Origin of the sequence: Curtobacterium sp. TXMA1 (assembly GCF_020162095.1) — a bacterium.
Lineage (GTDB): Bacteria > Actinomycetota > Actinomycetes > Actinomycetales > Microbacteriaceae > Curtobacterium.
Genome location: NZ_CP083910.1, coordinates 1,213,305 through 1,240,158 on the forward strand (window position 1 = coordinate 1,213,305; position 26,854 = coordinate 1,240,158).

Here is a 26,854-nt window from a genome sequence, read left to right on the forward strand (position 1 = left end):
CGTTCTCCACAGGCACGGTCAGGAGTCCCGTCGGTTCCACCGGAACGTCAGGAGGCACGCGACGGTGCCGAGGACCAGCCATGCTGCCAGGACGAGGGCTCCGAGTCCGAGATGCCACGCGCCTCCCGGCTCGGCGGACGCGAACGCGTCCGGCAGGAACACCGAGCGCATCCCCGATGCCATCCAGCGCAGCGGGAACACGCTCGCGACGGTCTGCAGCCAGTCGGGCAGCTGCGTGAAGGGGAGGTACACACCGGAGATGAACTGCAGGACCAGGACGACGGGGACGATCGTGGCGGTGGCGCGGCGACCCTCGCGGGGGAGCGCCGAGATCGCGATGCCGAGGACGCTCGCGGTCGCGACGCCCAGGAGCATGAGGCCGGCGAACCGGGCCCATGCACCGCCGTCGGTGGGCAGGTCGACGCCGAAGGCTACGCCCGCGACGAGGAGGAGCAGCGCGGTCTGGACGATCGAGGTCACGAGGACCATGCCGATCTTGCCGACGAAGTAGCTCACGACCGGCAGCGGCGTGCCGCCCAGACGCTTGAGCGTGCCGTCGCTGCGCTCCCCGGCGATGTCGACGCCGAGGGCCTGCGTGCCGGAGAGCAGGAAGCCAGTGGCGACGAGTCCGGGCAGGTAGTAGGTGGCGTAGTCCACGCTGACGCCCGGGCCCGCCTGGATGTCGGCGGCGCTGCTGAACGCCACGGAGAACAGCGCGAGCATGACGATCGGGAAGAGGAAGGTGAAGAACACCGAGTCCGGTGCGCGGAAGTACGACCGGAGCTCGTACGCGATGCGGTGGGCGCCGAGGCGGATGCCGAGTGCGGGATTCATGCTGCGTGCTCCGAGATCATGGTGAGGTAGACGTCCTCGAGCGAGGGGCGGACGACCTCGAGCGCGTGCATCGGGGTCGTGGTGCTCCGGACCAGGGCGGTCGGGTCGGTCGTGCGGCGCTCGTGCCGTGCTCCGGTGTCGTCCTGCCACCGGACGATCGGTGTTCGTGCGTCCGGTCCGCCGATCGCGTCGATCGGCGCGACGTCGAGCAACCGACCGCCGACGAGCACAGCAGCGCGGTCTGCGAGGTGCGCGGCCTCGTCGAGGTAGTGCGTGGTGAGCAGGACCGTGGTGCCCTCGTCGCGGACACTGCGGATCAGCTGCCAGAACTGCCGACGGGCCTCGGGGTCGAAGCCGGTGGTCGGCTCGTCGAGGAACAGGACCTCGGGCCGGCCGATGATCCCGAGGGCGACGTCGACGCGGCGGCGCTGCCCTCCGGACAGTCGACTGATCCGGGTGTTGCGCTGGGCCTCGAGTCCGGTGGCGGCGAGGAGTTCGTCCACCGGACGGCTGCGCGGGTACAGGTGGCGGAAGTGCCGCAACTGCTCAGCGACGGTGACGTTCGGGGACTCGCCGCTGGTCTGCAGGACGATGCCGACCCGAGCGTTGTGGCTGCGACTGGCATGAGCGGGATCGTGTCCGAGGACCCGGACCTCGCCGCCGGTGCGGGAGCGGAACCCCTCGAGGATCTCGACGGTGGTGGACTTGCCCGCGCCGTTCGGGCCGAGCAGGGCGACGGTCTCGCCCGGCTCGATCGTGAAGGAGACGTCGTCGACGGCACGCTTGCCGTCGGGGTACTGCTTCGTGAGGTGCTCGACCGTGACGGCCGGTGTGCTGGTCATGGCTCCAGCCTCGTCGGCCGGCGCCGCCGACGGATCGGAGGAGTGGGTGGACGTGCATCCTCCGATCGGAGGATGCCGCAGCGGCTCAGCGTGCTGCGAGGCGGACGGGAGGCGCAGGGCGGGCCAGTGCCGCGCCTCCCGTCCGATGCGCGGTCAGGACCCGAGGGCGGCCCGCAGGTACGGCGCGGTCCGGCTCGTGGCGGACGCCGCGACCTCGCTCGGGGTCCCCGACACCACGACCTGACCGCCCTCGTCACCGCCTGCCGGGCCCATGTCGATGACGTGGTCCGCCTGCGCGACGACGGACATCACGTGCTCGACCACGACGACGGTGTTGCCCGCGTCGGTGAGCCGCTGCAGCTGCATGGTGAGGAGTTCGACGTCCGCCGGGTGCAGGCCCGTGGTCGGCTCATCGAGCAGGTAGAGCGTGTGGCCCGTCCTCGCACGCTGGAGCTCGGTCGCGAGCTTGATGCGCTGGGCCTCGCCGCCGGAGAGCTCGGGCGCTGGCTGCCCGAGCCGCAGGTAGCCGAGGCCGACGCTCCGCAGGGCGTCCAGCGCGCGGGCGGCGGCGGGCAGGTCGGCGAGGGCGTCCGATGCCTCGTCGACGGTCATGCCGAGCACGTCGGCGATGGTCGAACCGTTGCGTCGGACCTCGAGCGTTTCGGCGTTGTACCGGGCGCCGTGGCACTCCGGGCACGGCGCCCAGCTGCCCGGCAGGAACAGGAGCTCGACGGAGACCGATCCCTCGCCCTGGCAGACCTCGCAGCGGCCGCCCTCGACGTTGAACGAGAACCTGCCGGCGGTCCAGCCGCGCTCCCGGGCGTCGTCGGTCGCAGCGAAGGCCTGGCGGACGGCGTCGAACATGCCGGTGTAGGTCGCGAGGTTCGACCGGGGCGTGCGGCCGATCGGCTTCTGGTCGACCTCGACCACGCGGGTCACGAGCGGGTGCTGCGTCGCGACCGCCGGCAGGACACCGCCGACGAGCGAGGACTTGCCGGAGCCGGAGACGCCCGTCACCGCGGTCATCACCCCGAGGGGCAGGTCGACGTCGAGTCCGCCGCCGGTCGTGCCGCCGCTGCCGGTGCCGGTGCCGGCGCCGCGCAGGTTGTGCAGCGTCACGTCGCGGAGCTCGAGCACGCCGACGGGGTCGCGCTGCTCGTGCTGCACGGGCTCGGTCCGGGGCTGGAGGTACCGACGGGTGACGCTCTCCGGGACGTCCGCGAGTCCTTCGGGCGGGCCGCTGTACAGCACGCGTCCACCGCCCGACCCGGCACCGGGGCCGACGTCCACGATCCAGTCCGCTCGTCGGACGATGTCCATGTCGTGCTCGACCACGAAGACGCTGTTGCCGCTCGCGCGGAGGTCGTCGAGGACCTGCACGAGGGGCTCCGCGTCGGCCGGGTGCAGGCCCGCGCTCGGCTCGTCGAGCACGTAGACCACGCCGAACAACCCCGACCGGAGTTGCGTGGCGATCCGGAGGCGCTGCGTCTCACCGGGGGAGAGCGTCGGCGTCGCGCGGTCGAGCCCGAGGTACCCGAGGCCGAGGGCGACGAGCACCTCGACCCGGCCGAGCAGGTCCGCGGCGATCGACTTCGCGACCTCGGACCGCTCCCCGGAGGTCACCCGGCTCTGTGCGGGTGACGGGTCGGTCAGCTCGGCTGCCGGGCGCAGGACCGCGGCGACACCGGACAGCGGCAGGGCGTTGAACTCCGCGATCGAGAGGCCGCCGAACGTCACCGCAAGGGCGGCCCGGGTCAGCCCCGAGCCGTGGCAGAGCTGGCACGGACCGGACTCGACGAAGCGCAGGGCCTTGTTCCGCTGGGTCTCGCTCTGCGAGTCGGCGAGGGTGTGCAGCGTGTACTGCCGAGCGCTCCAGAACCGGCCCTTGTACGGCTTAGCCACGCGGTCGCGCTTCGGGTGGACCTCGACGACCGGCTGCTCCTCGGTGAAGAGGAGCCAGTCGCGGTCCTCCTGCGGGAGCTCCCGCCACGGCCGGTCGATGTCGTAGCCGAGCACCGCCGTCACGTCGCGCAGGTTCTTGCCCTGCCAGGCGCCGGGCCAGGCGGTGATCGCGCCCTCGCGGATGGACAGCGACGGGTCGTGCACCGCCGAGGCCTCGGTCACCTCGTGTGCCGTGCCGAGGCCGTGGCAGCGCGGGCACGCACCGGCGACGGTGTTCGGCGAGAACGAGTCGGAGTAGAGCTGCTCGGCGCCCTCGGGGTAGGTGCCGGCGCGGGAGTACAGCATGCGGACCGAGTTGCTCAGGGTCGTCAGCGTGCCGACGGTCGAACGGGTGCTCGGGGCTCCTCGGCGCTGCTGCAGGGCGACGGCCGGCGGCAGGCCCGTGATCTCGTCAACGTGTGGCGTACTGCCCTGCGCGATGAGGCGCCGGGCGTACGGGGCGACGGACTCGAGGAACCGCCGCTGTGCCTCGGCGAACACCGTGCCGAACGCCAGGCTCGACTTGCCGGAACCGGAGACGCCCGTGAAGGCGACGATGCGGTCGCGGGGGATGTCGACGTCGACGTCCTGCAGGTTGTGCTCGCGGGCGCCGCGGACGCGGATGAACCCGTCGTGGGACGGCGGCTGGTCGGCAGCGTGGTGCGGTGCGGGCATCCGTTCGAGCGTAGGCGGAAGCGTCGGCCGGTGTTCCGGAGGCGACCGCGAGGCGGACGGGAGGCGCGGGGCGGGCCGACAGTGTGCCTCCCGGCCGGCGCGTGCGGACGGGAGGCGCGGGGCGGGCTGGGCACGTGCCTCCCGGCCGGTCGGTCGGTACGGTGGTCGTGGGGAACGGGGGATCGATGGTCGACGACGTCGCGTGGTCGCCGCCGAGGCGGCGGAACGGCATCTGGTGGATCGTGGCGAGCGGGCTGCTGCTGCCCGCCGGGTGGGTGACGTGGCTGCTCGTCGCGCTCGCCGGGTACAACGGTGCCGGGATGTCGACCCACTCGCTCGCGGACCAGACGATCGGCAGTGCCGTCGTCACGGTCGTCTGTGTCGCCGTTCCGCTGGCCGGGATGGTCCTGCTGCTGGTGCAGCGTCGACGGGACCGGGCGGTGACGCTGGTCGGGCCGGTGGGCTGTGCGGTGTTCGTGGTCCTCGCTGCGGTGTCGCTCGGGTACCCGACCGTCAGAGTCGCGCAGGCCTGGGCGGAGGAAGAGGAGCAGCGGGCGCAGCCCCCGACCGCGCTCGAGACGAGTCGCACGGAGGCGCAGGCTGAGCAGGACCTCGCGGACGTGGGGCAACGCGCGGTGACGGCGCTGGGTGCAGAGCTCGGCTCCGGGGAGGTCGGGCGCTACACCCGAGCTTGCTCGCTGTCGAACCTGGCGCAGGGCACGCGGCACACGTGGGAGTGGTCCGCGTCCTCGGTGCCGGAGGGCGAGCCGCGGTCCGACGCGGAGCGGGCGGCCGACGAACTGCCGGCGGCGGAGCTCGAACAGCGCATCGCCCCGGTGCGCGAGGTCTTCCGCGATGCCGGCCTCCGCGACGCCGACCCACTCGGGTGGGACGTCCGTGGGTACGGCGACGGATGGCTGCACGAAGCGTACGCGGGCGTGACGAAGGTCTCGGGCGACGTGTCGCTCGAGACGACCTGCCTGGTCGGAGGGCCCGGCGACGGGGTCGACGAGGATGAGTGAGGATGTGACGGTCGTTCCGCAGGAGCGCCGGGCACCCGTCGGCGTCTGGGTCGCGCTCGTCATTGCCGCGGCCTGCACCGTGTACGAGCTGCTCGCGGGAGCGCTCGTGGAGTGGACCGGTCTCGGCTTCGTGCCGCTGCTGTTCGTGCCGCCGCTCTACTTGACGGCGATCCTGCTGTTGATCTGGGTCGGACAGCAGGGGATCCGGGTGGCACGCACGCTGGCGGTCGTCGTGGGGATCGTGCTCGCCGTGTCGCTGCCGGTCGCGGTGGTCGTGGCGCTGCGGACGTGGAACTGAGGGGTCGGGCTGTGGACGAGGGGGAAGCGTGACGACGGACGATGACGGGACCAGGGGCAGCGGCGCTCCGAACGGCGAGGGCCGCGCGAGCGCCGGCGGATGGATCGTGGGCAGCATGATCGCGCTGTTCGTCGGCTGGTGGTTGGCACTGGCCTCCATCCTGTCGACGGCTGGCCGGTGGTCGGGCCGGTGGTCGGACGGCGGGATGATCCTCGCCTACCTGATCGCAGCGGCGCTCGGGTTCGGCGTTCCGATCTGGGGGTTCGTGAGCCTGCGCCGGGAGCGGCGTGACGGCCGTTCGGTGCGCATCGTCGGTCCCACGGTGTGCCTGCTCCTCGCGGCCCTGGGCGGGGTCACGCTGCTGCCGCTGCCGTTCTTCCAGGGGGCGCACATGGCGTCCGACGCTGCCGAGCGTGCGCAGCCGCCGACGGACGGGGAGACGGCGCGGACCGTAGCGGAGGCGGAGGAGGAGCTGCGATCGCTCGGTGACCGGGTCGTCGCGGCGATGGGGCGGGACAGTTCGGCGCCGCCGGCCGAGGTCGTGACGGACACCTGCCGGTTGGACAACCACGATGCGGGCACGATGGTCCGCTACTCCTGGTGGTACGGCGACGGGAAGCCGTCGGCTCCCGCGACCGCTGCGACCGGGTCTGCCAGTTCGTCGACCGGGGCGCCGACCCCCTCGCCGTCAGCGACCGTGTCCGACGCTGAGGGTGCCCGGATGAGCGAGCCTGCGCTGCGCCTGCTGCAGGACGAGGGCTACGAGCTGTACCAGCGGTTCGACGGCGGCGGTGGGCACCTGTACGTGCCGGACGACTGGCACGGTCGGGCGACGGTCGGGCAGCGCGCCGAGGACCTGCTGATGGAGAGCGGCTGCCTCGTCGACCCGGGTGCTGTCGATCCGGACGCTGTCAGCGGGGAGTGAACCATGACGACGGACGACAGCGGGACCAGGGGTGAGGGTCAGCCGGGGGACGTCGGCCAGTCGGGTAGCGAGGCGCAGCCGGGCGAGGCGCAGCCTGGTGGCGAGGACCTCGCGAGCACCGGGTGGATCGCGGGCAGCATCGTCTCGCTCCTGATCGGGTGGTCGCTGGCACTGGCGTCGATCCTGTCCACGTCGGGCCCCTCGTCGAGCCAGTGGCCCGACGGCGGCAGGATCCTCCTGGGCGTGATCGCCGTGCTCATGGGCATCGGAGTACCCGCCCTGGGGTTGCTGCGCGTCCGGCGCGGAGAGCGGCTCGGCCGGCCGACCGGCGATGCGGTGCCGGCCGTGTGCGCGGTCGTCATGCTGCTGGGCGTCTGCACGCTCCTGCCGATGCTCGTCCTCCAGTTCGCCGATGTCGTGTCGTAGCGGTCGCTTTCGTGTGTGTTCGCTCCTGCAACGTCCGCTGAGTCCGCACGCTCCGGGGCGCGTAGACCGGAGAGCATGAAGGTCGTCGGAGTCGAAACGTTCGGAGGGCCCGAAGCCCTCGCCGTCCACGAGGTCCCGGAGCCGCACGCCGGCCCCGGCACCGTCCGCATCAAGGTGCAGGCGTTCGCCGTGAACCCCACCGACACCGGGGTCCGCGAGGGCCAGCGGGACTCGTCCGAGGCCTCGCCGCCGTACGTTCCCGGGATGGACGCCGCCGGGGTGATCGACGAGGTCGGACCCGACGTGACGGACTGGCAGGTCGGCGACCAGGTCATGGCGATGGCCCTGCCGCTGTCCGAGCACGGTGGCGCTTACGTCGAGCACCTCGTCGCACCGCTCGGGTCTTTCACCCGGATCCCGGCGGGCCTGTCGATCGAGGAGGCCGCGACCGTCCCGATGAACGGGCTGACCGCGCTGCAGATCCTCGCACGCGCGGGGCTCTCCGAGGGCGACACGCTCGCCGTCACCGGAGCGGCCGGACTGCTCGGGAACTACGTCGTGCAGCTCGCGAAGCAGCGGGGGATCACGGTCATCGCCGACGCCGCGCCGAAGGACGAGGACCTCGTGCGTTCCCTCGGGCCGGACCACATGGTGCGCCGCGGTGACGGGTTCGCGGCAGCCGTCCGGGGCATCGTGCACGACGGGGTCGACGCGCTCGCCGACGCCGCGGTGCAGCGTGACGAGGTCGTCGACGCGGTGCGGGATGGTGGGTTCTTCGCGGACGTCCGGGGTTGGGAGGGCAACGGCGCTCGCGGCATCCGGTTCGAGCGGATCATGGTGTTCTCGGAGTACACGTCGTTCGACCTGCTCGAGGAGCTGCGGCAGGCGGTGGAGGACGGGGTCCTCACGCCGCGGGTGGCGGAGGTGCTGCCCGCATCGCGCGCCGCGGAGGCGCACGAGCGGCTGGCCGCCGGTGGGACACGCGGGCGGTTCGTGCTCACCTGGTGAGGGCGGGTCGCGGTCGCGACCACACGTCGCGAACACGCTCAGTACGGACGGGAGGCGCGGTACCGGCTGGTACCGCGCCTCCCGTCCGTCACACGGCCGTCAGGCCGCTGGTCGCCCCGCACGGAACAGGCCCACCCTGACGAGCCACACGTACATCAGGCACCCGATGCAGACGTCGAAGACGGCGTTGAGGAACGCAGCGACGAGCGCGATCGCGGCACCGACCGGTGCGGCGTAGGGGACGCCGACCAGTGCCAGCACGAGGGCGAGCGCCGTGATGACCAGGCCGACCCGCTGCGCGAAGGTCGGGGGTTCCGGCGCCTCGAGTTCGGTGGGCGGGCCGAGCCGCGGGCGGACGAAGCGGCGGAAGATCGCACCGTAGGGGTGGCGGCGGATCCCGGCGATGCCACCGATCGCGAAGAGCACGACGATCACGGCGAGCAGGACGATGCCGACGGACCACGTCGCGGGGACGAGGGTGAGGATGATCGTCGCGGCGAGGAGCACCGTCGTGATCGCGGCGCCGAAGCGAGGGGAGCGGGGGTCGATCCCGCGCGCGGTGTCGTTCGTGGTGGTCATCGTGTCTCCGGGGAGTCGGCGGTCAGGACGGAGTCGAGGGCGGCAGCGAGTTCGGAGGGGCGAGGCGGACCGCCGAAGCGCGTCCGGACGGTTCGCTGCGCGTCGAGGAGGAGGACTGTCGGTGTCTGCATGACATCGAAGCGCTCCGCGAGGTCGGGGCGTTCGGCGAGGTCGACCTCGATGCGACGGACTCCCGTGTGCTGGTCGACGAGGACGTCGAGTTGGCGCCTGGTGGCGGGACAGCGTGCGCAGGTGGGCGTCGAGAACTGGACGAGCGTCGCTGTGGTGCCGTAGTCCTCGGCGGCAGCGAGGTCGTCGGCTCCGAGTGCAGCCGTGCTGCGGGCACGCCCCGTCTGGCGTCGGAGGACCAGGCCGAGGACGGTCGCGAGGGCGAGCACCCCCACGAGGACGGCGATCGCTGCTCCGACGGTCATGCGGTGACGGTACGCCTGACCAGCGACGCTCGCGACACCGTGACCTGGTGTGACGGATGGGGTCTCCTGCGGGCCTTTGACATGTTCGCTGAGGGTTGGGGCCGGGACGTCTCCGACACGGCGCTGTCACGATCTCCTCCGCCCCGGGTGCCCGGTGACGATGGTGCTCCAGCGGTCGAGTTCGTGCTCGACCTGGTCTGCGACCATCGCGGGGTCGTCGTGTTCCCACGAGCGGACGACGCGCCAGCCCTCGGCGGTCAGGATGGCCTGGTTCCGAGCGTCGCGTTCGCGGTTCGCGAGCAGCTTCCGGCGCCACAGCTCGGCGTTCGCCTTCGGCAGGTGGGTGTGCTCCTCGCAGAGGTGCCAGAAGCAGCCGTCCACGAACACCGCCACCCGTGCGCGGGGGAAGACGAGGTCGGGGCGGACCCGGCTGCGTCGGCTCACCTGCCGGTCGACGAAGAACCGACGGCCGCGGCGATGGAGTTCACGTCGGACGGCGAGCTCGGGTGCGGTGTCCCGTCGGCCGAACCGCGCCATGTGTCGGCGGCGTGCGTCGTCGGCTTCCCACTGCTCCACGATCCGAGCCTGTCGTGCCGAGGCGGGATCGTGGTCGCGGACGATGACGACGTGGGGGAGGAACGCCGCTCGCCGGGATGTGCAGGAGGAGCCGGGACGCTGCTTACTCGGGCAGCCCGAGCCGCTCGCACTCTGCCCACTGCTCGGGCCGCCGCTCCGCCAACCACACGGTGAACTCGTCGTACCCCCGGAAGTTCGTGAAGACCATGAACTGCTTCTTCTTGCGGTCGTTCCAGGCGTTCAGGCCGACGAAGGTCGGACCACCGCCGGCCGACTGCGTGCTGTACCGGAGCACGTGGATGTCGTCGACCTCGCGGCGACGGGCCTTCCCGAACCCGGACTTCACCAGGTAGTACCGGTCGAACACGGTCACACGTCCAGCTGCCAGTGCGAGACCAATCAGGAGGAACAAAGCGCCCAGGAGGCCGGTCAACACGAACGCGGTGCTGTCTGCGTCCGGGACGGACAACTGCTCGATGACGGTTGCGAGCAGCCCGAAGACGGCCACGACCCCGCCGAGCACGATGAAGATCTGCTGCGGGAACCTCGGCCGCTGGACGACGAACAGCGGCTCCCCGTCCGCCTTCGCCTCGGTGCCACCCCACGTGTTGATGCTGTCGCTCATCGTTCCCCCTCCGCGGGCCACCGTACCGAACGTGCTCGTCGCTCGACCGCTCAGTCCTCGGGGATCGTCCGGACCCACTGCTCGAAAGCGATCGCGTCCTCGTCGCTGAAGACCGCGGACGGTCGAGCGTCCCGCTGGCCGGTGAAGAGGAACAGCGTGCCGTCCTTCAACCCCGGTGTCGCGTCGTCGAGCACGGACGACCGCGACGCGATGCCCTTGCGCGTGAGGAACGTCAGCTGTTCCCCGTTCGTGGACTCCGCGATGCCGGTCTCACCGTCGAAGAACGCCGCGAGGTCCATCACGAGGAACACCGTTCGGCCGTCCTGCGTGGTCACGAGGACGGCGGGCTTCGCGTTCGGTCGTCCGAACGGGCGCTCCGTGACCGCCGCGGTGACGCCGGATCCTGACCAGGGGCGGACCTGGTCGAGCGGCAGCTTCGCGACCGAGGACGCCGGAGCGCGCTTCGCGGGGAAGACCGCCTCGGCGAGCAGCGCGCCGACGATGACCGCGAGGAACCAGGCGGGTGCCGAGAAGGTCTTCGTCGCGATCAGGAGGAAGAAGACGCCGAGGAACCCGACCCACACGAGGTTCGGCCACCACCCGGAGCCGTGCCGCATCCCGATCGGCCACACCACGGTGCCGTACGCCAGCCCGACCAACGTCGGCACCCAGAACACCGACGGGCGGATCGCGCCGGTGTGGAAGTGCAGCCAGGCCGAGACCGCCGCAGCGATGAGCGCGATGACGGCGAGCACGATGCGCCCGCCGCGTCGGTCCCGCTCCCGTGTGCTGAACGTGGTCATGTCGTTCCCCCTCGTGCTGTCGAGCTGTCGCGCGCCGGCGCGCCGCGCCGACGTCGTTCCCCCTGGTGTGTCCAGTCAAGCAGGACTCGCGGTGCTGGTCCGCCGGGTGGGACGCGACACGGTGGCGGACGGGAGGCGCGGTGGCGGGCTGCTGTGTGCCTCCCGTCCGACGGGTGGTCATGGCTCATGGCGATGGGAAGGAGCCCTACGATCGTGCGGGTGAGCAGCGACGTGACCCCTGGGCGGTACCGGCACTTCAAGGGCGGCGAGTACGAGGTGGCCCTCGTGGCGAAGGACGTCGAAACCGAGGAACCGGTCGTCGTGTACCAGGCGCTCTACGGCGAGCGGGGTCACTGGGTGCGTTCGCTCGCGGACTTCACCGCGCACGTGTCGCGGGACGGGTACGAGGGGCCGCGGTTCGTCCGCCTCGACTGAGCGCCGGACGACCGTCAGGACGAGTGCGTCAGCGCGGCACTCACCCGAAGTCGCTGGCGTTGCCCTCGGCGCAGTCCGAAGAGAGTTGGAGGACGGTGTTCAGGGCGCTCGAGCCCAGCCCGATCTTCGGGCGTCCGTCCCCGTCGGCGCCGAGGTAGTGGAGCGGCCGGCCGTCGTTGAGCGAGGTCGTGGTCTTGTGGGTGGAGTAGCCGTCCTCCTTGAGCACGACCTCGGCGCGGTCGATGTAGTCCTGCGGGTCGGAGGGTGACGCGCCCTCGACCGACCAGCTGAACTGCACTCCTTCGTCGGAGCGTGGTCCGCACTCGGTCGCCGTCGGCTGCCGTAGCTCCGGCAGGGCCGCTTCGTCCAGTGCGCGGAGCTGCTCGACGATAGCAAGGCTCTCGCTGCGGACGTGCGCCGGAGTCGGGCGCGATTCCGATCGAGTGGACGTCGGTGCAGCCTGGGGCGACGCTGACTGGCGCGCGCAACCGCCCGCGAGGAGCACCGCTGAGACGACGAGTGCCGTCGACCCGTATCTCTGCAGAGCGTTCATTGCGTTCTCACCTCCGCCGTGGTCAGGAGTGGCTTCTCAAATTTGCTTGCACTCGTCATGAACTGTCCTTCACAGGCTTGTTACCCCTGCTTGATACTTCAGTTGCTCGGTTCTCCAGGATTGAACCATGACGATGATCAAACGGCTGATCTCCTGTACCTTCCGATCCCTCGTCGCGGCCACACTGGCTTCCGGCATCGCCGTCGCCGGGATCGTCGCGGGCCCTGTCTCGTCGGCGCAAGCAACGCCAGCGAGCTCGGCGCATGACGACCCATCCGATTTTGCCCCGAGGCGGTGGTCGTACGTCTGGCAGCGGTGGGACGGAACGAACTACTCCTCGCAGGCGACCTGCCTTGCCCGGGGCAGGGCGATCCTCCAGCACTACCCAGATGTGCAGGCGATCTCCTGCCGCAAGCCGTGCGGGCGTTGGTGGCTGTACACCTACCGGCAACAATGGGTGTGATGAGCCGGTACGAGGGAGAGGTGTTCGTCGTCCGGCGCGAGGGCGTCCTCGTTGCTGAGCCGACCGGTGGCGTCGAGCGCCGGGCCGCAGATGCTCCTGCGCAGACGTGGTTTGCAGCTGTCGACGCCGAGACGGCAGTTCTCGACGGCATCCAGAGCGGCAGGGTCTCCGCTGAGATCGAGCTCACGAACCCTGTTCCCGACTGGGGACCGATCGGACGGGTCGTACGGCTCTCACGGACGGCCGGGAACGCCGTGCCGTCGAAGTCGATCGTGCCGGATCGGCGTGACGATGCAATGGACCTCCTCGAACTCGTGCCGGACGAGTGGCAGCCCTACGAGGTGCGCTTCGGTGAGCTCGACGGACAGCGATGGGAAGCGTTCGTCGGCACGCTGTTCCCCGTGCCGATCGAGGAGATCGATGCCGTGCTCGGCGCTGGGTGGGAGCAACTCATCCGGACCGAGCCGTGGCTCGTACCCTCGAGACCGACGGCGGCGATCGCGCGGTGACCTGAGCGGTGACGGACGGGAGGCGCGGTGCCAGCCGGCACCGCGCCTCCCGTCCGTCACGTGGTTCCGTTCCTTCCGCGCGTCGGCTCCGTCAGCCCCGATTGCGTCAGCCCAGCCGCGTGGAGGCGATGCCGCCGTCGACGTCGATGGTGCCGCCGGTGACGAACGCGGCCTGGTCGGAGACGACCCAACGGACGGCGCGGGCGATTTCGACCGGCTGCACCGGGACGCCCGCGGGGGTGCCCTTCGTCATCGCGGCGAGGACGTCGGCCGAGTCGGCGTTGCCCGGGGTGGCCGTCGCTCCCGGGGCGACGGTGACGACGCGGATGCCGCGGTGCCCGTACTCGGCGGCCCAGGCGCGGGTGAGCTGCTCGACAGCGGCCTTCGTGGCGGGGTAGAGCGCCATGAAGGGGACGCCGACGCGGGCCATCCACGAGCCGATGTTGACGATGTGGCCACTGCCGCGCTCGGCCATGCAGGGAGCGAGGGCGGCGACGAGGACGTGGGGTGCGCGGATGTTCGTGGCGAGCAGGGCGTCGACGGTGTCGTCGTCGAGGGACTCGGTCGGGCCTCCCGGGTAGACGCCGGCGTTGTTCACGAGGACGTCGACGTGGCCGCCGAGCCGAGCGCGGGCCTCGGTGGCGAGGGCGCGGACGACGTCGGGGCCCTGCGACAGGTCGGCGGTGAGGGCGACGGCGCGGCCGCCCTGGCGTTCGATGTCCTCGGCGACGGCGCGGGTGCGCTGCTCGTCGCGGCCGTGCACGGCGACGACGAGTCCGGCGGCGGCGAGCTCGCGTGCGATGGCCTCGCCGATGCCGCTCGAGGCACCGGTGACGAGGGCGGTTCGGGGTTCGGTCTGAGCGGTGGGTGTCGTGGTCATGGGTCGATGGTCCGGCGCTCCCGGTCGCTGCGGCTTGCCCGGATCCGCGAGGAGCTTGCCGGATCCCGCAGCGGAATGGCCGAGCGCTGTCGGGGTTGCTGGCGCGTAGGTAGCGTGGCGGCGTGGACGAGCGGATCGCGCAGCACCTCGACCGTGCGGCGGCCACGGCGTCCGCGCACGCAGCGGTCCCCGGGCGGGACCGCCAGGACGCCGTCGCCCGTGTCGGGTCGGCGCACCACGCGGAGACGCTCGGGCTGACCGTGTCGAAGGTGCACGAGCCGACCGGGTTGTTCGACCGGCGGTACGAGCCGTCGATGTCGGTCGTGCTGCGTGGGCGGAAGCGATCGATCGTGGGGGACGACGACCAGGTGTGGGGGCGGGAGCGATTCATCATCACTCCCGTGGACCTGCCGGTCGTCGCCGGGGTGGTGGACGCCGCGGGCGAGGACGGCTTCGTCGCCGTGGTGTGGCGGCTCGACCCGGCAGTGGTCGGGGAGGTCGTGGCGTCGATGACGGTGCCGGCCGGTGCTGCGGTCGCTACGGGTGCTGCTGCTTCGGCTTCGTCGCGTGCGGATGCGGTGTCGCCGTTGCCTCGATTGGGGAGCTGGACCGGGCCTCTCGCAGACGCGTTCGCCCGGCTGGTCGGGCTGCTCGACGCTCCGGAGGACATCCCCGTGCTCTTCCCGCTCGTGTCGCGGGAGGTGGTGCTGCGGTTGCTCCAGACGGAGCAGGCACCGCGGATCACGGCGGCGCTGGACGGAACCGGAGTCTCGGTGGTCGCCGGAGCCACGGCGCTGCTGACCGGGCGGATGTCTGAGGCGTGGTCGATGGAGCGGCTCGCGCGGGAGCTGCGGGTGAGCGAGTCGACGTTGTTCGCGCGGTTCAAGGAGGCGACGGGGATGACACCGGCGCAGTACCTCAAGCGGACGCGGCTGGGGGAGGCCCGGCGGCGGATGGTCGTGCACGGGGACACGGCGGCGCAGGCTGCGGCTGCGGTGGGGTTCCGGAGTGCGTCGCACTTCTCGCGGGACTACCGGGAGGCGTACGGGAGGCCGCCGGCGGCGGATGCGGTGGTGGTGCGGGCGCAGCTCGCGTTGGCGACGGCGGTGTAGTCGCGGTGGGGGCGGGGCGGACTGGAGGCGCGGGGCGGGGTGGTGGGTGGCTCGCGCCCGGTGGGTGGTCCGGTGAACCCCGTCGCACCGCGACCGCGCGTGTGCGGGAAGGTCAGCCGTGTTCGCGGCCGGGGAGCGGGGCGCCGTCGAGGAACGCCTCGTAGTCGGCGCGGGCATCATCGTCGATGGTGGGGGCGCCGTGGCCGTACCGAGCGTCGCTGCGGTCACGCTTCGGGCCGGAGAGCCAGAACCACTCGTCGGTGTCGACATCGCGGAAGTTGGCGTCCCACGACTGCTCGCGGGCAAGCGTGGGTCCGTGGAAGTACGCGGTCCTCCAAGTCTTCGTGAAGCGCACGCGGCTGATCCAGGCGGGGCCGGCGTCGAGGGCGTGGCCGGTCTTCAGTTGGACGTACATGATGCGCTCGGGCATGGGGAGAGCGTAGCGGCGTGCCGTCACCGATGGACGCCGACCCACAGCCCGTCACGGGCCCGGGTCATGCCGACGTACAGCTCCCGGCGGTCGAGCTCCCGCCGCTCCCGGTCGGCCTCCGACGGCTGGCCCGTCTGTTCGGCGAGGAGCCGTCCACGCACGTGAGCGAGCAGCACCTGCTTGAACTCGAGCCCCTTCGCGCGCTTGATCGTCCCGACCTTCACTGCCTTCGGGGTCCGGCCGTCGTAGCGTTGCAACGACACGACCGGGATGCCTGCCGCGCGCAGCGCCGCTGAGACCTCGTCCGCCTGCTGGTTCGTCGAGGTGAGCACGCCGACGTCGCCGTGCTCGGTCCCGACGAGGTGCAGGACACGCCGGATTCGCGCGACCATCGCCGCGTCGTGATCGCCGGTGCTCGTCGCCCGATGTACCGTCGGCACGCTCCCGGATCGGGTCACCGCAGAGACCGCGTCGCCCACGCCGTCGACCCCCTCGATGTCGACGAACTGGTCATCGGCGACCATCTGCTTCGCGAACTCGAGGACCTCGGCGGTGTTCCGGTGGTTGACGTCGAGCACGACACCGCGTCCGGCCAGGCTGATCCCGAGTTCGCCGAGGGTGTACCCGCCCGGGTAGATCGTCTGCTGCCCGTCGCCGATCAAGGTGAGGCCGTCCTGCCGATCGCCGACCAGCGTGTGCAGCATCGACACCATGGCGCACGACAGATCCTGGGCCTCGTCGACGATCACCGCGCCGTACCGTTCGAGCGGGCGATCACGGAGGGCGTCGCGCGCCAGGAGGACGACGTCCTCCCAGTCCGTCCCGCCCCGCTTCCGCAGGCCTGTCGCGTACGCCTCGTACAAGTCCCACGCCGCCTGCCGTGTTTCCAGCGGGAGCGCGTGCTTACGTCCGACACGCGACAGGTCGGCGTACTCCTCGAACCGCGTCAGGCCGCGTCCCTTGATGACGTGCTTGACCTCGTCCTCCCAGTACCGGCGCGTGAAACGCGCCGAGCGCAACGGACTGGAGGCATGGATCGCGTTCCATGCGTCGTCGAACGCGAGTCGCGCCTCCCGTCCGGGGACGCGGTATGCGATTCCACGCTCGTCCAACAGGCGCTTCGAAAACGCGTGGACGCCCATGAAGTCGACGCGGCCGACCATGTCGGGCGCGAGGCGCGCGAGGAGCGATTCGAGGACGGCAGGGAGGGTCGCGATGTACGTCGTGAACAGGACGCGACTGCCGGTGGCGCGCGCGAGGTAGGCGGCGCGGTGCAGGCCGACAACGGTCTTGCCGGTGCCGGCGGCACCGCGTATACGAGCGGGACCGTTGAAGCTGCGGCGGACGAGCTTCGCCTGCGCCGGGTCGAGGAACGCCATCCACTCCTCGATGGGGGCCTCGAGGACGCCGTCGAGCAGCTTGTCAGCGAGCTCGTCGTCGTGCGCTTCGTCGGTGTGGTCGTCGTCGGTTCGGTCGTCTCCTCGGATGACTGGTGGGGTGCTGCGCGCGAGGACCGGCGCCGGTACGACGACCTGCGGAGGGGTGTCCGGCTGCTCGCCGATCACGGGGAAGTGCTGCAGCAGCGCCGCGAGCACGTCGTCGACGCGCGAGGCTGACAGCCGCGCACCACGTTTGGTGATGTGCCCGATGACGTCGTGCACGCCGAGGACGTCGACCGACGCGACCCGGGCGTGCATCCGCTTCTGCCCGGCGAGGGCGGCGATCGCGTGCACCTCGTTCGGTGCGAGGCCCGTGTCAGCGAGGGCAGCCTCCGTCGAGTAGGCGAGGTCCGCGAGCCGGGCTATGTCGTCGGTGACGTCCTCCTGACCGCGGGTGATCCGGTCGCCGTGGACCGCGACCTCGCGCCACGCCTTCGTGTCGACGATGAAGACACCGCCGCGGCCGACGACGACCATGTCGACCTGTGCCGTGCGGCTGCCGGGCCACCGTCGGTCGGCGAGCAGGTGATAGCCGATGCCGGCGAGTGGGGCGAGGATCCGGGCCGTCTCGCTCTCGGTACGTTCGGCGATCTCGAAGCGCTCGGCTCGTCGTTCGGCGTCGTCGGCCTGTCGTCGGTGTGCGTCGGCGAGGCCGCGTTGGCGGCGGGCCTCGAGGCCTGCGGATTCCCCGGCCATCGTCATGGTGCGTTCCCCGGGGATCCTTCGCGTCGCAGCGTGCGTCGTCCCCTGGGCGCACGGTGCTGAACCATCCTCGTGGATGAGGGGCATGTGGGGTCAGTACCCGTTCGGGGTGCAGCGCGTTGCGCCCCGGGGCTCCACGGAGACGCCGTTCTTGACAACCGCGCTGCTACCGTCGGGGCATGGCGGAAGACGGACTGCAGGAAGAACTCCGCGCGTTCGTCCGAGAGCGTGAATGGGCGAAGTTCCACACGCCGGAGAACCTTGCGAAGAGCATCTCGATCGAAGCGGCGGAGCTGCTTGAATGCTTCCAATGGGAAGCGGAGGGTGACGATTCGCGGGTGCGCGGGGAGCTCGCGGACGTCCTCACGTACTGTTTCCTCTTGGCCGATAGGCTCGGTGTCTCGCCCGAAGCCCTCATCCGCGAGAAGCTCGTCGTGACGCGGGCGAAGTACCCGGTCGAGCGGGCTCGAGGGCGGAGCGCCAAGTATGACCAGCTTTGACATCGAGAAGTTGCCGTTCACTGCCGAGCATCTTCGGTCCTGGCGTGACGTTGACCCACGCTTCATCAACTGGCCGGTTGTGTACATCCTCGACGACGGGAAACGGGTCTACGTCGGAGAGACGTTGAACACAGCCGCCCGCATGCGTCAGCACCTGGATTCACCTGATCGCGGAGCGCTGAAGGCGGTTCGCCTCGTGCTCGACGACACCTTCAACAAGTCCGTCTGTCTCGACCTCGAATCGCAGCTCATCGCCCTGCTCGCCGCAGACGGCAAGTACACGGTCCTGAACAGCAACAAGGGGATCGTCGACGCCGAGTACTACGACCGGTCTCGCTACCGCGAGACGTTCCGGGAGATCTTCGAAGCCCTGCGGCGTCAGGCTGTGTTCACGCGGAGCTTGCCGGAGATCGAGAACCGGGAACTCTTCAAATTGTCCCCGTTCAAGGCGCTCAATCGTGACCAGGCGGTCGTGATGGAGGACATCCTCGAGGGCCTCTTCGACGACTGGGAGCTCGATGCAGCTGCGCCGATAGCGGTGCAGGGCGACCCTGGCACGGGTAAGACCATCGTCGCGGTCTACCTCCTCAAGCTCCTGCGTGACATCGGTGATGGCAAGGGCTTCGACGATCTCGAGAGCGACGCGCTGTTCTCCGACTTCTTCACCGAGGAGAATCGCGATCGCTTGAGCAGCGCGCGACTCGGGCTCGTCGTGCCACAGCAGGCCTTGCGGGCATCGCTCAAGCGGGTCTTCGCGAAGACCCCCGGGCTCAACCAGGCAATGGTTCTGACACCGTTCGAGGTCGGTCAGAGCGACGATCGATGGGACCTGCTGGTCGTCGACGAGTCCCATCGGTTGAACCATCGAGCCAACCAAGCATCAGGCGTGCAGAACAAGAACTTCGGAGAGATCAACCGCAAGCTCTTCGGGGAGGACGCGGACCACCTGACGCAGGCGGACTGGATCCGCGAGCAGAGCCGGCATCAGATCTTCCTGATCGACTCCGATCAGAGTGTCCGACCGGCCGACCTTCCGCAGAGCACCCAGAGGGCACTGGTCGCTGGGGCTCGCGCAGCAGATCGCCACTACCGGCTCTTCACACAGATGCGAGTACGAGGTGGCTCGGACTACGTGTCGTTCGTCCGCGGGCTGCTTCGTGGTGAGCAGCGCGAGCGAGCAGGCTTCGGCGACTACGAGCTGCGACTCTTCGATGACCTGGGGGAGATGCACGAGGCAATCCGTGCACGAGATGCCGAGGTGGGGCTCGCACGCCTTGTCGCTGGATATGCATGGGAGTGGAAGAGCAAGAACGACGCGAGCGCCTACGACATCGAACTCGACGGGCAGCGGCTGAGGTGGAACCAGACGCAGAAGGACTGGATCACGTCAGACGGCGCTTTGGAGCAGGTCGGCTCGATCCACACTGTGCAGGGCTACGACTTGAACTACGCGGGCGTCATCATCGGTCCGGACCTGCGCTTCGACCAGGAGACACAGCGGATCGTGTTCGATCGGACGAACTACTTCGACAAGAAGGGTATGGAGAACAATCCGCGTCTGGGCATCGAGTACTCAGATGACGACGTGCTCCGCTTCGTCTCCAACATCTACGCGGTCTTGATGACGAGGGGAGTGCTCGGCACTTACCTCTATGTCGTGGACCCAGCTTTGCGCGAGTGGATGCGAGCGGTCATGCGGAACGAGTAGGCCCAGCACGCCGTCCACAGCGCGAGCCACCAATGCTGGGGGCTGCTGAAGGGTGGCATCACTCACTATGGTGAGGGCGTGAGCAGTTCCCTGTACGCCGTCCCCAACGCCACGTGGCCGAACCTGGAGGTGGCAGGGGAGTCGCAGTACGAAGCGTCCATCCGTGCCCTACTTGGGCGCCTGGCCAAGGACCAGGACAAGGAGTTGCAGACCGAGGCGCTCCTTGTTCCAGAGCCCGATAACCCTTACGATCCGCGCGCCATAAGTGTGCGGATCCAGGGCGCGGTGGTGGGGTACCTGACTCGCGAGGATGCCCAAACATTCGCTCCGGTCTTGCACCGGCTGGCTGCGTCGGGAGTGACTGCGGTCGTTCCCGCGCGCATCTGGGGCGTCTTGCGCGATGACTGGCAGGGCAAGGGAACTCGCTTCCACTCGAATGTTCGGGTAGCGCTTCCAGAACCGCACCTCATCGTGCCGCTGAACGACGGCCCGTCCGAGCCGTACTCGATCCTGCCCTGGGGGTCAGGGCTGCAGGTTACAGGCGAAGAGAAGCACTTTGACGTTCTCGCACCATTCGCCGGCCAAGCGGACCGGTCTCTGTTGCTGGTGACGCTGCATCGGGGAAGCGAGGAGAAAGCGCGTGGTGGGCAGCGCGAGTTCATCGAGGTACGCGTGAGCGGGCAGCGGGTTGGGGAGATGAGCACTCAGTCGTCTCGGCACTACTTCGCGCTCGTTGACCACCACGCGGCGAAGGGCCTCACCGTCGCAGCATGGGCACACCTCAAAGGCTCCGCTCTTGCCGCTGAGGTCGTGCTGCAGGCCTCGAAGGCCAGCGAAATCGAAAATTCGTACTTGATTGGTGACGCCCGGACAATGGCGCGACTGGTTGCACCCGCGGCCAGTTATGCGGTGCCACCGGCCTACACTGGACCACCTCGCTCGGCGTCTTCGCAACGGACGCAGGCGACCGCGAGAACAGCGTCGGGAGCCGCGCCAGTGGCCGGGAGGAAGCAAGTAGCTGCGGCAGCGAAATCGGGCTGTGCCGTCGTAGGCGTAGGGCTCCTGAGCCTCGGTGGTGGCCTGGTGACCGCGGTCCATCAGCTTCTCAGCTGATCTCGCTCTGGACACTGACCATCCACGCCGTGGTTCCGCCCACCCTCGCGGACTACGCAGGCCGCGCCCGGGCCTAGCGAAATGACGCTTCTCCTTGGAGGGGCCGCTACGTCTCGGACAAGCTCGCAACCGTCGTCGGTGCCCCTGTCGGAACATCTCGCGCCGGCGCCTACCGCAGCGGACCTACAGCGCCTTGGTGCAGCTTTCGCCGCTATCAGCGACGTCTTGCGCGGTCTCTCCGTCCGTTCAGGAGCCGGAACATCGGTGCCGTTCAGTCTGTTATGTGCTCGCTTTTCCTCGCTGACGGCCTTTCGCTGCTCGCGACGCTGCGATTCTCCCGGTGGCGCTGTCGCGGCGGAGCCAGCATCGGGTGGCCGATTGCATTGGCGGCACACCGGTCGGGGCGGGGACACGAAGGTGTCAAACAATCAGAGCAGCGCGGCGCAGCGGTGCACGGAAGTGCAACGGCGCTCGACAAGCGACTTGCGGTAGCTAGTTCACGGCTCAGCCGGCTGCCGAGCACCGTGAACGGACCACGACGGCGCCGTCGGCCCGGGCGGCGCCGCTTAGTGGCCTCGACGCGCAAGGTCTCGTGAGCCCATCTGGGGTTAGTTGAGGGAGAAGCTCTTTTGGCGAGAGATGCCAGAGCGCGGGCCATCCAGCACGATCATTCTTCGCGAAGTGCTGGACCTCGAGACCGAGGGTTGGGCAAGCAAGCCCACCCATGCGAGGTGGTGAGAGAACGGTGGCTCAACGGCTTCTGGCGCGTCGATCGGGTGACGCCCCACTAGGCCTTGGTGGACCATCGCTCCCAAGCGTCCTCCAGAGCCTTCCTGCTGGGTTGGAGCGGGAGATGGCTGAGGTTGCTCCGGGCGACCTGCAGCTGGCCTGGATCCCGCTGAGCCCTGAACACCACGCTGGTGGTCGTAGGTTCAAAGGCGTACCATCCCGCGTCGTACATCCGGTGGTGGTTGCTGCAGAGTGGAAGGCCGTTGCGGGCATCGTCAGAGCCTTGCAACGCCTTCGCGCGAATATGAGCTGCTTCGACGACTGGCTCCGCGTCAAGGTCACAGACGGCGCAACGGGCCCCGTATCGCTGCAGAACGGCGAACGCGAAGCGCGCCTGATTCGGTCTTGCCTTGCGTCGCTGCCAACGAGTCTCGACGTCATCGATGATGAATTCGAATTCGTTGTTCTCATCGTCCTCGGGCTCCGGTGGCAGCGGATCGTTATCCAGGAAGGTGATGAGCACCGAGCCACGAGCAAGGTCGACGCCCTCGACGACCGCCCGGCGAACCGCGCGGGACGTTCGTCGGGTACCCGGAAGGATCACGAACACCGGCATCGCCAACTCATAAGCGCGGACAGTGGCCGCGATTTCTGCCTCGTCCCTCCCTGCACGCGTGGTTCGCGGCAGTCTGTACGTGACGCCGTGAACGTTGCGCTCGTTGGCGTATGCCTGTCCAAGATCGAGGAAAGACACGGCGACACCAGCAGGCGCGATCGCGCTCTTCGTTGTCGTCACGTCGACGTAGATGCCACGCCCGCCGGCTCGCAGGTGTAGTGATTCGAGTTCCCTCGAAGGGACATCGTCCGGCGCGCCGGCAGCCTTGGCAGCGAGCCAAATGTTCTCGCGACGGTGGATCTCGACATTTCGAGCCGAGAGTCGCTCAAGGTCCACACGGGAGGGATCGAAGCCATCGGCGAGCGCCCAGATGCCGTCCGAACGCGCTTGCAACACCCCGCGCTCCACCAGCCGTTGCCGCTCGAAGCTGACACGATTCCGCCATTTCGTCTCGAACTGTCTGGTGTTTTGCGGCGAGTTGTCCTCTTCCGTCCATTGGCCGGCGTAAAGCGACTCGAGTGCGTCGAGTGCTTGAGCTCTCGTCGAAGAGCCCCCGATTCCAGTTAGGTAGGTCAGGAGCCGGTCCCGAAGCGTGGAGTGGGAAGTGAGCGGCACTCTTACATCTTGCCTGCTATGTCAACGCGCGGCAGCTGAGAGCTTGTCTCCTGCACGGGTCGAGGCGCCGTCGGCGAGAGCGGGAGCAGAGAACGTTCCGCCGCTGGGCGGCATCTGCGCAGAAGGCCTACTTGGCGTTCCTCGAGGCGCGCGCCTCCGGCTCCGGACGATCTGGAGGCCTCGACATCAGCACCATTCGCCGCGGCGTTCAGTCGCGTCGCGGGTGACGGTGTTCGCCGTGAAAGCCGACAACGCTGCGTCAGGTGCGGCAGCCGGACGGCGCGATCTGGTGATCTCCTCGCGCCTACTCTCATCAGCGGCGACACTGTCTTCTCAGTTGGAGATAGCGCAATGAGAAGCATCGATGATGATCTGATCGAAGGCACGTCTGTCATCGGCCGCCCTTAGGCTCGCAAGGCACCGAACGAGACGGGGAAGCGCATGCAGATCACCATCGACGGGCAGGCCCTCCTCAGCCCGAGCGACCTCAGCACGTGGGCGACCTGCGAGTGGGCGTTCCTCCGCCGCCTCGACGCCAAGCTCGGCCGCGGCGGCCCCCTGCCCGACGAGCACGACGACATGCTCGAGCGCACCGCACGCCTCGGCGACCAGCACGAGGTCGACTACCTCGAGATCCTCAAGCAGACCCGCCAGGTGGTCGAGTTCGAGCGACCTGCCCCGATGGACTACGCGACCGCCGCAGCCGAAGCACGAGCCGCCTTCGCGGACGGTGCCGACGTCCTGTACCAGCCGACCTTCCACGAGCCGCCCACCCCCGACCGCCCGGGTTTCATCGGCTTCGCCGACTTCATCCTCCGCAACGATCAGGGCGTCTACGAGGTCTACGACACCAAGCTCGCCCGCCACGCCAAGATCAGCGCCCTCCTCCAGCTCGCCGCCTACGCCGAGCAGATGCGGGCGCACGGCATCCCCACCGGCGAGCAGGTCCACCTCGTGCTCGGCGACCGCACGACCACCACGCACGACCTCGCCGACATCGCCCCGGTCTACCGTACGCAGCGCGCCGAGCTCGAGCGGGTCATCGCCGAACGCATCGCAGCCGAAGAGGCACTCCAGTGGGGCGACCCCCGCTACTCCAGTTGCGGCCGCTGCACGATCTGCCAGACCCAGGTGCAGCAGCACCGCGACCTGGTCCTCGTCGCCGGGATGCGCCTCGACCAGCGCACGAAGCTGATCCGGCAGGGGGTGCGGACGATCGACGACCTGGCGGACCGCATCGCGGCCGTTCCGGGCTTGTCGCGGTCCACGCAAGACAGGCTGGTGCGTCAGGCGCGCCTCCAGACCGAGACCGAAGCCGAGCAGCGAGCAAGCCAAGCAGCGAGACAAAGGGCCAAGCCCCGCTTCGAGCTGCACGACCCCCGCGCCCTCGACGCGATTCCCGAGCCCGACCCGGGCGACGTCTTCTTCGACTTCGAGGGCGACCCTCTGCACACCGAGGACGGCGTGCACTGGGGCCTCGACTACCTGTTCGGCCTGGTGGACGACCGCGCCGACTTCACCGCCTTCTGGGCGCACACCATCCGCGACGAGCGGCAGGCGCTGACCGACTTCCTCGCCTTCGTCAAGGAACGTCGGGCCCAGCACCCGGGCATGCACGTGTACCACTACGCGGCGTACGAGCGGACGCACCTGCTGTCCCTCGCCGCCCGACACGGCGTGGGGGAGGACGACGTCGACGACCTGCTCCGCGCCGGCGTCCTCGTCGACCTGTACCCGATCGTCCGCAAGGCCCTGGTGGTCGGCAGCCACAGCTACTCGATCAAGAAGCTCGAGCCGCTGTACATGGGCGAGGACCTCCGCCTGAGCGACGTCACGAACGCCGCCGACAGCATCACCGCCTACGTCGAGGCGATCGAGGAACACCGGAACGGCGACCCCGCCACCGGCCAGCGCATGCTCGACCAGGTCGCCGACTACAACGCATACGACTGCCGCTCCACGCTGAGGCTCCGCGACTGGCTGCTGTCGCTCCGGCCCCCGCGCGCGGAGGCGCCGAGCGAGGAGCCGCTCCTCCCGCCGATCCCCGTCGAGCGCGAGCCGAACCCGGTGTACATGGCGCTTGCCGCGCAGATCGCTGACGTCGACCCCCTCGACCGCGACGCGGACCAGACCGCCCTGGCGCTCGCGGCCGCCGCGATCGACTACCACCGCCGCGAGGCCAAGACCTTCTGGCAGGACCACTTCGACCGCCTCCGCAACCCCGTCGACGACTGGGCGGACACGCGCGACGTCCTCGTCGTCGAGCGTGCCTCCGTCGAGCGGGACTGGGACACGCTGCCGCGTGCCCGCTCGCAGTCACGAGAGATCCGCCTGTCAGGAACGCTCGCGCCCGGCTCACGCATCCGGCCGGGAGGCATGCCCCACCTCGTCTACGACGACCCACTCCCGCCGTCGGTCACCGCTCCGGCGCCGGGATCGAAGGGCGCGTCGGCTCGCGCCGTCGTGCTGGAAGCGGCCGACAACGGCGACGCGTTTGAGGTCCTGGTGAAGGAGAGCCTGCCGGTCGGCGGCGGGGAGCCCCACCACGACTTCCCGGTCGCGCTCGCGCCGGCCGCCCCGCCGCGGGCGAAGCCGCAGCCCGAGGCGATCGCCGAGTGGGGGCAGGAGGTCCTCGACGCCCTACCGTTGATGCTGCCCGACCCGGCGCTCGACCTGCTGCGCCGGGTGCCACCCCGTGGTGCGCTCGCTCCCGTCGCCGGTGACGACACCGTGTCCGCCGTCGTCACGACCCTGCTCGGGCTCGACCGGTCGTACCTGGCGATCCAGGGCCCTCCCGGCACGGGCAAGACCTACGTCGGGTCGAACGTCGTCGCCCGGCTCGTCCGCGAGCACGGCTGGCGCGTCGGGGTCGTCGGACAGTCGCACGCGACGTCGGAGAACTTCCTGTCGTCGGTCGTCCGCGCCGGGGTACCCGCCGACCGTGTGGTGAAGGTGCCGAAGTCCGGCGCGACCGAGGACGAGCTCGAGGCCGCCGCGTGGACCCCGGTCAAGAACAACGCCGCCGTCTCGGCCTTCCTGTCCTCGTGCGCGGAGACCGGCACCGGGGGAGTCGTCGGCGGCACCGCGTGGACCTTCGCGAACGAGGGCACGATCCCGCGGCGATCCCTCGACCTGCTCGTGGTCGATGAAGCCGGGCAGTTCTCGCTCGCGCCGACCATCGCGTCCTCGATCGCCGCCGAGCGCCTGCTGTTGCTCGGCGACCCGCAGCAGCTCCCGCAGGTGTCGCAGGGCTCGCACCCCGAACCGGTCGACCAGTCGGCGCTCGGGTGGCTCGCGGACGGCGAGCACGTGCTCCCGCCGGAGTTCGGGTACTTCCTCGCGCACACCCGGCGGATGGAGCCCGCGCTGACCGCATCGGTCTCGGGCCTGTCGTACGACGGGCAGTTGACGTCGATCGTGAGCGGCCGGCACTTCGACGACCTCGACCCGGGCGTCCACCCCGTGCCGGTCGTGCACAGCGGGAACACGACGTCGTCCGAGGAGGAGGCAGCACGGGTCGTCGAACTCGCGCGAAGCCTGATCGGTCGCCGGTGGGTCGACGGCGACGTGTCGCGGGCGCTGACGGACGAGGACGTCATCGTCGTCGCGCCGTACAACGCGCAGGGGGCGCTCATCCGCGAGGCCCTCGACCGCGCCGGACTCCGAGGGACCCAGGTCGGCACGGTCGACATGTTCCAAGGTCGCGAGGCCGTGGTGTCGATCACGTCGCTCGCGGCCTCGAGCGCGGCGGACATCCCGCGCGGGCTCGACTTCCTGCTCATGCCGAACCGGCTCAACGTGGCGCTGTCCCGGGCGCAGTGGGCGGCCTACCTCGTCTACTCGCCGGCACTCACCACGGGGCTGCCCCCGTCGATCGGCGGGCTGTCGCTGCTGTCGCGTTTCATCGAGCTGGTCGAGCTGCACCGCTGACACCCTGCGTCGGAGCGCGGCCGTGACGATCCCGGTTCACGGACACCGCGGATCGCGGACCGGGATCGTCCACCGCGGATCGTGGGTCACCACGTCGGTGGCGCCCGCCCTTGTCAGGGTGGCGAGACCCAG

General features: G+C 69.9%; 26 protein-coding genes. 13 read left to right on the forward strand and 13 right to left on the reverse strand.

Features of this window, described 5'->3' with window-relative positions; translation table 11 throughout:
• Positions 1-18: 18 nt before the first annotated feature.
• The 3 genes from LCG91_RS05770 to LCG91_RS05780 all read right to left on the reverse strand — a co-directional run bounded on the left by LCG91_RS05770 (position 19) and on the right by LCG91_RS05780 (position 4,292).
• Entirely contained in the window at positions 19-834 is an 816-nt protein-coding gene (locus tag LCG91_RS05770) for an ABC transporter permease (RefSeq protein WP_224442784.1), read from the reverse strand.
• A complete protein-coding gene (locus LCG91_RS05775) occupies positions 831-1,676 on the reverse strand; it encodes an ABC transporter ATP-binding protein (protein WP_224442785.1) in 846 nt (281 codons plus the stop codon). The genes LCG91_RS05770 and LCG91_RS05775 overlap by 4 nt, the downstream gene beginning before the upstream one ends.
• 153 nt (positions 1,677-1,829) lie before the next feature.
• Positions 1,830-4,292, reverse strand: coding sequence for an ATP-binding cassette domain-containing protein (locus LCG91_RS05780; RefSeq protein ID WP_224442786.1), 2,463 nt, complete (start codon positions 4,290-4,292; stop codon positions 1,830-1,832).
• A gap of 167 nt (positions 4,293-4,459) precedes the next feature.
• On the opposite strand from LCG91_RS05780, the gene LCG91_RS05785 reads away from it, so the two are divergent.
• The 5 genes from LCG91_RS05785 to LCG91_RS05805 all read left to right on the forward strand — a co-directional run bounded on the left by LCG91_RS05785 (position 4,460) and on the right by LCG91_RS05805 (position 7,971).
• Positions 4,460-5,314 carry a hypothetical protein gene (locus tag LCG91_RS05785; protein WP_224442787.1) on the forward strand — a complete coding sequence of 285 codons (855 nt, stop codon included), beginning with the start codon at positions 4,460-4,462 and terminating at the stop codon, positions 5,312-5,314.
• 4 nt (positions 5,315-5,318) lie between these two features.
• Positions 5,319-5,612 carry a hypothetical protein gene (locus LCG91_RS05790; RefSeq protein ID WP_224442788.1) on the forward strand — a complete coding sequence of 98 codons (294 nt, stop codon included), beginning with the start codon at positions 5,319-5,321 and terminating at the stop codon, positions 5,610-5,612.
• A gap of 28 nt (positions 5,613-5,640) precedes the next feature.
• Entirely contained in the window at positions 5,641-6,537 is an 897-nt protein-coding gene (locus LCG91_RS05795) for a hypothetical protein (protein ID WP_224442789.1), read from the forward strand.
• 3 nt (positions 6,538-6,540) lie between these two features.
• Positions 6,541-6,963: a hypothetical protein gene (locus LCG91_RS05800; protein WP_224442790.1), complete on the forward strand. Its 423-nt coding sequence runs from the start codon at positions 6,541-6,543 to the stop codon at positions 6,961-6,963.
• Between the two features lie 75 nt (positions 6,964-7,038).
• Positions 7,039-7,971 (forward strand): NADP-dependent oxidoreductase, encoded by a 933-nt coding sequence (locus LCG91_RS05805; protein ID WP_224442791.1) that lies wholly within the window; start codon positions 7,039-7,041, stop codon positions 7,969-7,971.
• Between the two features lie 99 nt (positions 7,972-8,070).
• Here the strand turns inward: LCG91_RS05805 and LCG91_RS05810 are convergent, their stop codons facing one another.
• From LCG91_RS05810 to LCG91_RS05830, 5 genes are all read right to left on the reverse strand, one after another.
• On the reverse strand, positions 8,071-8,550 hold the full coding sequence (locus LCG91_RS05810) for a DUF4395 domain-containing protein (RefSeq protein WP_224442792.1): 480 nt from the start codon (positions 8,548-8,550) through the stop codon (positions 8,071-8,073).
• Positions 8,547-8,984 (reverse strand): TlpA family protein disulfide reductase, encoded by a 438-nt coding sequence (locus LCG91_RS05815; protein WP_224442793.1) that lies wholly within the window; start codon positions 8,982-8,984, stop codon positions 8,547-8,549. Before LCG91_RS05815 ends, LCG91_RS05810 begins: the two co-directional genes overlap by 4 nt.
• A 126-nt stretch (positions 8,985-9,110) precedes the next feature.
• Complete coding sequence (gene vsr, locus LCG91_RS05820) at positions 9,111-9,560, reverse strand: DNA mismatch endonuclease Vsr (protein ID WP_224442794.1); 450 nt, start codon at positions 9,558-9,560, stop codon at positions 9,111-9,113.
• Between the two features lie 103 nt (positions 9,561-9,663).
• Complete coding sequence (locus LCG91_RS05825) at positions 9,664-10,185, reverse strand: hypothetical protein (protein ID WP_224442795.1); 522 nt, start codon at positions 10,183-10,185, stop codon at positions 9,664-9,666.
• Positions 10,186-10,235: 50 nt separating this feature from the next.
• Positions 10,236-10,988, reverse strand: coding sequence for a hypothetical protein (locus LCG91_RS05830; RefSeq protein WP_224442796.1), 753 nt, complete (start codon positions 10,986-10,988; stop codon positions 10,236-10,238).
• A gap of 219 nt (positions 10,989-11,207) precedes the next feature.
• On the opposite strand from LCG91_RS05830, the gene LCG91_RS05835 reads away from it, so the two are divergent.
• Positions 11,208-11,423, forward strand: a complete 216-nt coding sequence (locus LCG91_RS05835) for a DUF1653 domain-containing protein (RefSeq protein WP_224442797.1) — start codon at positions 11,208-11,210, stop codon at positions 11,421-11,423.
• Between the two features lie 40 nt (positions 11,424-11,463).
• Here LCG91_RS05835 and LCG91_RS05840 read toward each other — a convergent pair whose 3' ends face one another.
• Positions 11,464-11,721: a hypothetical protein gene (locus tag LCG91_RS05840; protein ID WP_224442798.1), complete on the reverse strand. Its 258-nt coding sequence runs from the start codon at positions 11,719-11,721 to the stop codon at positions 11,464-11,466.
• A gap of 382 nt (positions 11,722-12,103) precedes the next feature.
• On the opposite strand from LCG91_RS05840, the gene LCG91_RS05845 reads away from it, so the two are divergent.
• Together LCG91_RS05845 and LCG91_RS05850 are read left to right on the forward strand one after the other, a co-directional pair.
• Complete coding sequence (locus LCG91_RS05845) at positions 12,104-12,439, forward strand: hypothetical protein (protein WP_224442799.1); 336 nt, start codon at positions 12,104-12,106, stop codon at positions 12,437-12,439.
• On the forward strand, positions 12,439-12,948 hold the full coding sequence (locus LCG91_RS05850) for a hypothetical protein (RefSeq protein WP_224442800.1): 510 nt from the start codon (positions 12,439-12,441) through the stop codon (positions 12,946-12,948). Before LCG91_RS05845 ends, LCG91_RS05850 begins: the two co-directional genes overlap by 1 nt.
• A 106-nt stretch (positions 12,949-13,054) precedes the next feature.
• On the opposite strand, the gene LCG91_RS05855 is transcribed toward LCG91_RS05850, so the two are convergent.
• Positions 13,055-13,828 carry an SDR family NAD(P)-dependent oxidoreductase gene (locus LCG91_RS05855; RefSeq protein WP_224442801.1) on the reverse strand — a complete coding sequence of 258 codons (774 nt, stop codon included), beginning with the start codon at positions 13,826-13,828 and terminating at the stop codon, positions 13,055-13,057.
• A 122-nt stretch (positions 13,829-13,950) separates the two neighbouring features.
• On the opposite strand from LCG91_RS05855, the gene LCG91_RS05860 reads away from it, so the two are divergent.
• Positions 13,951-14,940 carry an AraC family transcriptional regulator gene (locus LCG91_RS05860; RefSeq protein WP_224442802.1) on the forward strand — a complete coding sequence of 330 codons (990 nt, stop codon included), beginning with the start codon at positions 13,951-13,953 and terminating at the stop codon, positions 14,938-14,940.
• Positions 14,941-15,052: 112 nt separating this feature from the next.
• On the opposite strand, the gene LCG91_RS05865 is transcribed toward LCG91_RS05860, so the two are convergent.
• Both LCG91_RS05865 and LCG91_RS05870 read right to left on the reverse strand, forming a co-directional pair.
• The gene (locus LCG91_RS05865; RefSeq protein ID WP_224442803.1) at positions 15,053-15,370 is read right to left on the reverse strand and encodes a hypothetical protein; all 318 of its coding nucleotides are present in this window, start codon (positions 15,368-15,370) and stop codon (positions 15,053-15,055) included.
• A 23-nt stretch (positions 15,371-15,393) separates the two neighbouring features.
• Positions 15,394-17,505 (reverse strand): 3'-5' exonuclease, encoded by a 2,112-nt coding sequence (locus LCG91_RS05870; RefSeq protein ID WP_224442804.1) that lies wholly within the window; start codon positions 17,503-17,505, stop codon positions 15,394-15,396.
• A gap of 185 nt (positions 17,506-17,690) precedes the next feature.
• Here LCG91_RS05870 and LCG91_RS05875 point away from each other — a divergent pair, with 185 nt between their 5' ends.
• From LCG91_RS05875 to LCG91_RS05885, 3 genes are all read left to right on the forward strand, one after another.
• A complete protein-coding gene (locus LCG91_RS05875; RefSeq protein WP_224442805.1) occupies positions 17,691-18,011 on the forward strand; it encodes a nucleotide pyrophosphohydrolase in 321 nt (106 codons plus the stop codon).
• Entirely contained in the window at positions 17,998-19,719 is a 1,722-nt protein-coding gene (locus LCG91_RS05880; protein WP_224442806.1) for a DUF2075 domain-containing protein, read from the forward strand. The genes LCG91_RS05875 and LCG91_RS05880 overlap by 14 nt, the downstream gene beginning before the upstream one ends.
• Positions 19,720-19,797: 78 nt before the next feature.
• The gene (locus LCG91_RS05885; protein WP_224442807.1) at positions 19,798-20,832 is read left to right on the forward strand and encodes an HIRAN domain-containing protein; all 1,035 of its coding nucleotides are present in this window, start codon (positions 19,798-19,800) and stop codon (positions 20,830-20,832) included.
• Positions 20,833-21,619: 787 nt separating this feature from the next.
• Here the strand turns inward: LCG91_RS05885 and LCG91_RS05890 are convergent.
• A complete protein-coding gene (locus LCG91_RS05890) occupies positions 21,620-22,792 on the reverse strand; it encodes an HNH endonuclease (RefSeq protein ID WP_224442808.1) in 1,173 nt (390 codons plus the stop codon).
• Between the two features lie 441 nt (positions 22,793-23,233).
• On the opposite strand from LCG91_RS05890, the gene LCG91_RS05895 reads away from it, so the two are divergent.
• Positions 23,234-26,722: a TM0106 family RecB-like putative nuclease gene (locus tag LCG91_RS05895; protein WP_224442809.1), complete on the forward strand. Its 3,489-nt coding sequence runs from the start codon at positions 23,234-23,236 to the stop codon at positions 26,720-26,722.
• Positions 26,723-26,854 lie beyond the last annotated feature (132 nt).